The organism is Hoeflea sp. CAU 1731, assembly GCF_039888615.1.
Lineage (GTDB): Bacteria > Pseudomonadota > Alphaproteobacteria > Rhizobiales > Rhizobiaceae > Flavimaribacter.
Genome location: NZ_JBDQQS010000046.1, coordinates 1 through 2,826, shown reverse-complemented (window position 1 = coordinate 2,826; position 2,826 = coordinate 1). Strand labels below are relative to the sequence as shown.

Sequence of the window (2,826 nt, the reverse complement as noted above, 5' to 3'; positions counted from 1 at the left end):
CAGCATTCGCATAGCCAACGAAACGTTACACCTCAATTGAGACTCAGGCCGCAAAAGTCTCAATTGAAGTGTAACGTTTTTCCAGAAATTGTCCGAGTCCCAGTTTGAAGTGTAAATCGACACCTGTGCCTGACTGCACCTTCCGCTTGAAAGTCGTCCTGGTAACTGCCAGGACGTTCCTGCGGCGACTGTGACAGGGCAAGGTAATGAGAAATCCTTCGCTGCGTTATCTCACGCTCCTACGTGAGGGTGCTCGTGCTCATGGTCTGCCCGAGCACTGGCTGCGCTTCCTCGACGATGTGAAGCATGCACAATAAGCTTCCCGGATCCCAGGTTGCGGAACAGGGCGGCCATTCGATCTCGAAGACGAAGATCGCGATCGGCGCGGTGGTCGTGCTCGTCTTGGCTGGAGTTTACGGGTGGCTGTGGCAGTCCGGTGCGCTGGAGGCGCTCAGCAGTGAGCAGGCGCTGCGCGACCAAATTCAGCGGCTCGGCATCTGGGGACCGCTGGGAATCATCGCGCTGATGACCACGGCAATCGTCATAACCCCGAGTCCGAGCGGGCCGATTGCATTGGTCGCGGGAGCCGCCTTCGGGCCGGTCTGGGGCACGCTCTACATCGTGATCGGGGCTGAGGCTGGCGCGATCATCGCCTTCTGGATTGCCCGCTGTCTCGGATATGAGGCGGTGCAGCGCTGGTCCAAAGCAGGGCCGCTGCTGGAACGGCTCCGCCGAAGCCGATCCCAGTTGTGGCTGATGGCCATCGTGTTTGCCTCCCGGCTCGTGCCGTTCATCTCGTTTGATGCGGTCAGCTACCTTCTCACGCGATCCTGCTCTTTAGAAATCGGGAACTTACGGGTCTGAAACAATCGATGTCCTCGCGCAGATGGTCGATTGTTTCCTGCAAACGGGTCTGCATTTGCTGGGTGTGATGACGCGGATGGCGGTCTACTTCACTGGCCATGCGAGTCTCCTTTGTTCCGGGGTTTGCAATCCGCCTGCGGTCAGGCACGGTCAGCCCTCCGCTGAAACGGATTGCAGCCCCAACGGTCAGCGGATACAATCGGTTTCCAATATCGAGTTTCGATTGTGAGGGGCCGCTTGCGAAATTCAAAGGACTTTTTGAGAAACACCAATGGAGCATCAGGAACTACTCTCCGGATTGATCCGGCTCCACGTCCTGCATCATGCAGCCGAGGGCGATCTTTACGGACACTGGATGATCGAGGAGCTGGCGCATCATGGTTACAGGATCAGCGCCGGAACGCTTTATCCGATGCTTCATGCGCTGGAGCGCAAAGGCTATCTCGAATCCCGCACCGAGCGGGCGGGCCGCTCCCATCGCCGCATCTACAGAGCGACGCCTTATGGCGTCGAGGCGCTGAATATGGCGAAGGGAAAAGTCCGGGAGCTGTTTCGTGAAGTCGAACCCGGCGGCACCGACGCTTGACGATGTACCCGGCAACGCACCTCGGCGCGGCTCTAGCGGCGAGGTCTTTCTTGCCTTCCTGAAACTCGGGCTAACATCATTCGGCGGCCCGATCGCCCATCTCGGCTATTTCCGTGACGAGCTGGTCACGCGCCGCAAATGGATCGATGAGGCGGGCTATGCTGATCTCGTCGCCCTCTGCCAGTTCCTGCCCGGCCCGGCCAGCAGTCAGGTCGGCTTTGCCCTCGGATTGCTGCGCGGCGGCCCGCTTGGCGCTTTCGCGGCATGGGCGGCGTTTACGCTGCCATCTGCCTTGCTTCTCATGCTGTTCGCGTTCGGCGCAGCGGCGTTCGAGGGACCGGTGGGCGCGGGTCTTATACACGGCCTCAAAATTGTCGCCGTGGCTGTCGTCGCGCAAGCCGTCTGGGGCATGGCGCGCACGCTCGCGCCCGACCGGGAGCGGGCAAGCATCGCGCTTGCCGCCGTGCTGATCGTGATTTTTGCAGCCGGTTCGATCGGGCAAATCGCGGCTATCGTCATTGGCGGGCTTGCCGGGCTTTGGCTGTGCCGGGGCGGTCCCGTTCCGACAACAGGGCATTTGACCTTTGCCGTTCCCAGGCGCGTCGGGCTTGCCGCGCTCGCGCTGTTTTTCCTGCTGCTGTTCCTGTTGCCGGTTTTCTCGGCTGCGCTCACATCGCAAGGGCTGGGGCTGTTCGATTCCTTCTACCGGGCAGGCTCGCTCGTGTTCGGCGGCGGGCATGTCGTCCTTCCCCTGCTTGAGGCGGAAGTGGTCCGGCCCGGCTGGGTTGGCGAGGATGCTTTCCTGGCCGGATATGGCGCGGCGCAGGCCGTGCCGGGACCGCTCTTCACCTTCGCCGCCTATCTCGGCGCGGTCATGGGACCGGAGCCGGACGGTATCGCCGGGGCCGCAATCGCACTGATTGCGGTCTTCCTGCCCGGCTTCCTGCTGCTGATCGGCGCATTGCCGTTCTGGGATGCGTTCCGCTCCCGCCCGGTTGCGCAGGCTGCGATGCGTGGCGCGAACGCGGCCGTCGTCGGAATCCTCGGCGCGGCGCTCTACGATCCCGTTTGGACGAGCGCGATTCTAAGCCCTTACGACTTAGCGCTCGCCTTGACCGGCTTCATCCTGCTTACCGTCTGGAAAGCGCCGCCGTGGGTGGTCGTCGTGCTGACCGCAGCCGGCGGTGTCGCGCTCGGCCTGCTCTGAATCTCTCACGGCCAAGGAAGCGCCTTCGTGCAATTTGCCCTTTATATGGGTCTGCCTCACTTTGTGTGGAGATCGGACAATTGGATGGGCATCATCCGCGCTCTGAGAAGCTCTGCACCCGCTCGGCCATACATAGCGCGCTTGATCGTCTTCAGTCGGTTGATCTGAC

The 2,826-nt window shown here is 61.7% G+C and carries 3 protein-coding genes; all 3 read left to right on the top strand.

Annotated elements, in window-relative coordinates; translation table 11 throughout:
- The first annotated feature begins 306 nt into the window (after nt 1-306).
- The 3 genes from AAFN47_RS28015 (at nt 307) to chrA (ending at nt 2,657) form a co-directional block, all read left to right on the top strand.
- The gene (locus tag AAFN47_RS28015; protein ID WP_051796786.1) at nt 307-864 is read left to right on the top strand and encodes a TVP38/TMEM64 family protein; all 558 of its coding nucleotides are present in this window, start codon (nt 307-309) and stop codon (nt 862-864) included.
- Nucleotides 865-1,135: 271 nt separating this feature from the next.
- Nucleotides 1,136-1,450: a PadR family transcriptional regulator gene (locus AAFN47_RS28010; RefSeq protein ID WP_035228765.1), complete on the top strand. Its 315-nt coding sequence runs from the start codon at nt 1,136-1,138 to the stop codon at nt 1,448-1,450.
- Nucleotides 1,419-2,657 carry a chromate efflux transporter gene (gene chrA, locus AAFN47_RS28005; RefSeq protein WP_035228762.1) on the top strand — a complete coding sequence of 413 codons (1,239 nt, stop codon included), beginning with the start codon at nt 1,419-1,421 and terminating at the stop codon, nt 2,655-2,657. The genes AAFN47_RS28010 and chrA overlap by 32 nt, the downstream gene beginning before the upstream one ends.
- Nucleotides 2,658-2,826 lie beyond the last annotated feature (169 nt).

Bases quoted from the DNA above. Each gene is read 5' to 3' on its own strand.
- AAFN47_RS28015 (WP_051796786.1), top strand. From the start codon at position 307: ATGCACAATAAGCTTCCCGGATCCCAGGTTGCGGAACAGGGCGGCCAT.
- AAFN47_RS28010 (WP_035228765.1), top strand. From the start codon at position 1,136: ATGGAGCATCAGGAACTACTCTCCGGATTGATCCGGCTCCACGTCCTG.